The 3,268-nt window shown below is 30.4% G+C and carries 3 protein-coding genes; 2 read left to right on the top strand and 1 reads right to left on the bottom strand.

What is annotated here, in order from left to right; all coding sequences use genetic code 11:
* Positions 1–269 precede the first annotated feature (269 nt).
* Together ENO17_00955 and ENO17_00950 are read left to right on the top strand one after the other, a co-directional pair.
* Positions 270–758 carry a pantetheine-phosphate adenylyltransferase gene (locus ENO17_00955; GenBank protein HER23627.1) on the top strand — a complete coding sequence of 163 codons (489 nt, stop codon included), beginning with the start codon at positions 270–272 and terminating at the stop codon, positions 756–758.
* A gap of 83 nt (positions 759–841) precedes the next feature.
* Complete coding sequence (locus tag ENO17_00950) at positions 842–1,834, top strand: PDZ domain-containing protein (GenBank protein ID HER23626.1); 993 nt, start codon at positions 842–844, stop codon at positions 1,832–1,834.
* A gap of 32 nt (positions 1,835–1,866) precedes the next feature.
* Here ENO17_00950 and ENO17_00945 read toward each other — a convergent pair whose 3' ends face one another.
* The gene (locus tag ENO17_00945) at positions 1,867–3,213 is read right to left on the bottom strand and encodes a nucleotidyltransferase (GenBank protein ID HER23625.1); all 1,347 of its coding nucleotides are present in this window, start codon (positions 3,211–3,213) and stop codon (positions 1,867–1,869) included.
* Between the last annotated feature and the right edge of the window lie 55 nt (positions 3,214–3,268).

The following is a 3,268-nucleotide window of genomic DNA, read 5'->3' as shown; positions in this document are numbered from 1 at the left end:
GTGCCATCTGTCTTTTTACCACTACGTTAATATTTAGTTAAGGGTTGGTTCGTTAGTTGGTTGCCTAATTGCCATGTTGAAAACTTAGAAAAAAGAGGTCTGGAATTAGTAGTTAGAATAAAATAGTGTCGATTATTGAATATGACGTATTCAATAAAAAAGTAAGGTTAAATTTTTGTAAGAAGAATTAATAAGAAATTAATTGCCCAACAAGCCAATTAACCAATAAATCAAATACTCACGATTATTCACTGATAGAGGAGGGGAAAATGAAAATTGCTGTTTATCCAGGTAGTTTTGATCCAATTACCAATGGCCATTTAAATATTATTGAAAGAACTGTAAAAATTGTGGATCAATTAATAGTTGCGGTGGCAGTTGATTCTAAAAAATCAACTTTATTTTCTGCCCAAGAAAGAACAGATATGATAAAAGAGGCCACTAAAGATTTGAAAGATGTTAAAGTATTGTCATTTTGTGGGTTATTAACTGATTTTGTGAGAAAAAATAAAGCTAATATCATTGTTAGAGGGATGAGAGCTATCTCTGATTTTGAACATGAATCACAATTAGCTTTAATGAATAAAAGACTTGCTCCGGAAATTGAAACAATTTTTATGGTCACTTGCTCCAAATATTCTTATTTAAATTCCAGTATAGTTAAAGAAATTTCCAGTTTAAATGGTAACATATCCCATTTGGTTCCGGAAATTGTTGAGAAAAAATTAAAGGAATTATTTTACAATAATAAAGCGTAAAAAAGAACTTTAGTGATTCTTTAAAATGAATCTATTTTTGATTGAATTGAAGTAAAAGTCCATCCAGATAATGAAGAGAAACAATGGTCTATTTTAAAAGATATTTTTTTATTATTATCATCATCGCTCTAATTTTACTTAATCTAATTCCTACTTCATATTTACTTATTATCCCCGGGCAGACTATTAATCTTAGTAAAAATATTACGGTAGAAAACGGTGAAAAAGATGCTAAAGGCCAATTCCTTCTCACTTCAACAGCTATAATAAAAGCTAATTTACTGTTATATATTTATGGAATCTTGGATCCTAATATCGATTTACAAAATCAAAACGAGGAAATATTATTGAACATGCAGCAAGAAGAATATTTTAAGGTTATGGAAGAACTAATGCAGAACAGTCAATTGATTTCCAAAGTTGTAGCTTTAAGGAAAGCAGGGTATTCTCCGGAGATATCAGGACAGGGAATATTAATTAACGGAATATTGGATAGCAGTCCATCAAAAAATAAATTATTACCGGGCGATGTGATTATAAAAATGGATGAGAAGCAGGTGAACACCTTAGAAGAATTTTCAAAAATAATAAGAAATTACCATTTAGGTCAAATTATCAAAATTACTTTTATAAGAGATAATAGTACCTATTCAACATCAATCCCTCTCATTGAGCTTCCTAGCACTGATGACGAAATAGAGGAGATAGGAATTGGGATCTTTGCTGATACCAAAGGTCTTCAATGCAGGTTTCCTTTAAAAATTGACATAAACTTGGAAAAAATAAAAGGACCTTCTGCTGGTCTGATGATTGCCTTGGAAATATTGAATCAATTGACCGATAATGATCTTAGCAGTGGTTTATCGATCGCTGGAACCGGTAATTTAAGTATGGATGGGAGAATAAGCAAAGTAGATGGAATTAAACAAAAAATAGTATCAGCAAAAAAAAATCAAGCCGAGGTATTTTTGGTGCCTCAGGAAAATTATAGAGAAGCTCTTAAATTTAGTAATGGTGTTAAAATCATTCCGGTCAATGATTTTGATGATGCAATAATGAAGCTAATAAAATTATAAATAAGTAATTATTATAGATAATAATATTTAATTCAATCTTTTTTAATTTCTATTTTGTGGGTAAAATCAAGCCTGGCTACCCTGGCTTCTGCTTTTTTATTGCCAAGAACATAGATATCAGTTGATAGGATATCATAGTTTAACATCTTTTCCAATCTATTACGAAGGTAGCTATTTTCTTCCATATTTGCTTGCTTTAAGTAATTTGATAATTTACTAATTAAAGGTGTAGAGGAATTTTTTTTAATTGCCCTTAATAGTGTTTTCCCTTTTTTAGAGAACCCCAAAATCCTCGTGTATAAGGGTCCACACTCATTAAACATAGTGATATCTTTTTTAGAAAGGTTCATCATTAAATGTAAAATTATACGTTGAATTTTAGTTCGAGTATATCTTCTGGTTTTAATTGAGTTAATTAATTGTTCAACAGTAAAAGAGGTTAAAGACACTTTCTTTAATCTATTTTCCAATCCCTCGGTAATTCCTTGAATTAGAGAAATATCTTCTATAGACATTCTTCTCAGTGTAGCTAAAATATATTGATAAAAAGATTCAAGGGTAATAGGACCCTCGCTTTCCCTTAATTCCTTTTCTAATATCTGAAATCCTGAGGAAGGGATGGTTGATTTTATCTTATCGTTTAGCGCAAAAAGGTCATTTTTGGAGTAAGTTAAAATATTTAATATTTCAGATCTAATAGAGGTAGCGCTCGAAATATTACCTTTAATATTTTTTTGATGATAACTTGCTCCCATTCTTTTTATAGCTATTGGTTTGATCTTAGATTTTAAATTTAATAGGTGTTTTATATATTCCAGGGCTAAAATGTTATTGGGGTATTTCAATAATTTGCTTAAATTTAAAGGAGAGATTTTTTCTAAGCCCTCTATTCCAAAAATTCTATGATATTCACATAAGGCTTGGCTTCTTGATTTGGGGAATTCATTTCCGCTTTTACTATAATATAGTATTAATTCTTTATACTTTTTTGGTTCATCATTTAGAAAATTGCTTATAGAGTAAAGGGTATTAAGGTTATTAGTTTCGCACCCGAAGCATAAATAGTCTATGATCTGGAGCGAATCCAGTAATTTTACTGCTCCAAAGGCGAATCCGTTTGCGTCCTGAGTAGAAAAAACAAAAGGGAGTTCAATAACCAGGTCAACGCCTGCATTCAAAGCTATCTTTGCTCGAGCCCATTTATTAATAATTGCCGGCTCACCTCTCTGTAGGAAATTTCCACTCATGACTGCAATTACATAATCTGCTTTAGTGATTTCTTTTGCTTTCAAAAGATGGTAAAGATGGCCATTGTGAAAAGGATTATATTCGGTAATTATTCCCAAAATTTTCATAAGATTTCTCGATTTAACGAATATTTTATGTTATAATTATACAAAATTTGCCATAAAATTGATAGTAATATATTCGTAT

Source organism: Candidatus Atribacteria bacterium (assembly GCA_011056645.1).
GTDB classification, from domain to species: Bacteria; Atribacterota; Phoenicimicrobiia; order Phoenicimicrobiales; family Phoenicimicrobiaceae; genus Sediminicultor; species Sediminicultor quartus.
This window is presented reverse-complemented; position numbering and strand designations above follow the sequence as displayed.

Bases quoted from the DNA above. Each gene is read 5' to 3' on its own strand.
- ENO17_00955 (HER23627.1), top strand. From the start codon at position 270: ATGAAAATTGCTGTTTATCCAGGTAGTTTTGATCCAATTACCAATGGC.
- ENO17_00950 (HER23626.1), top strand. From the start codon at position 842: ATGGTCTATTTTAAAAGATATTTTTTTATTATTATCATCATCGCTCTA.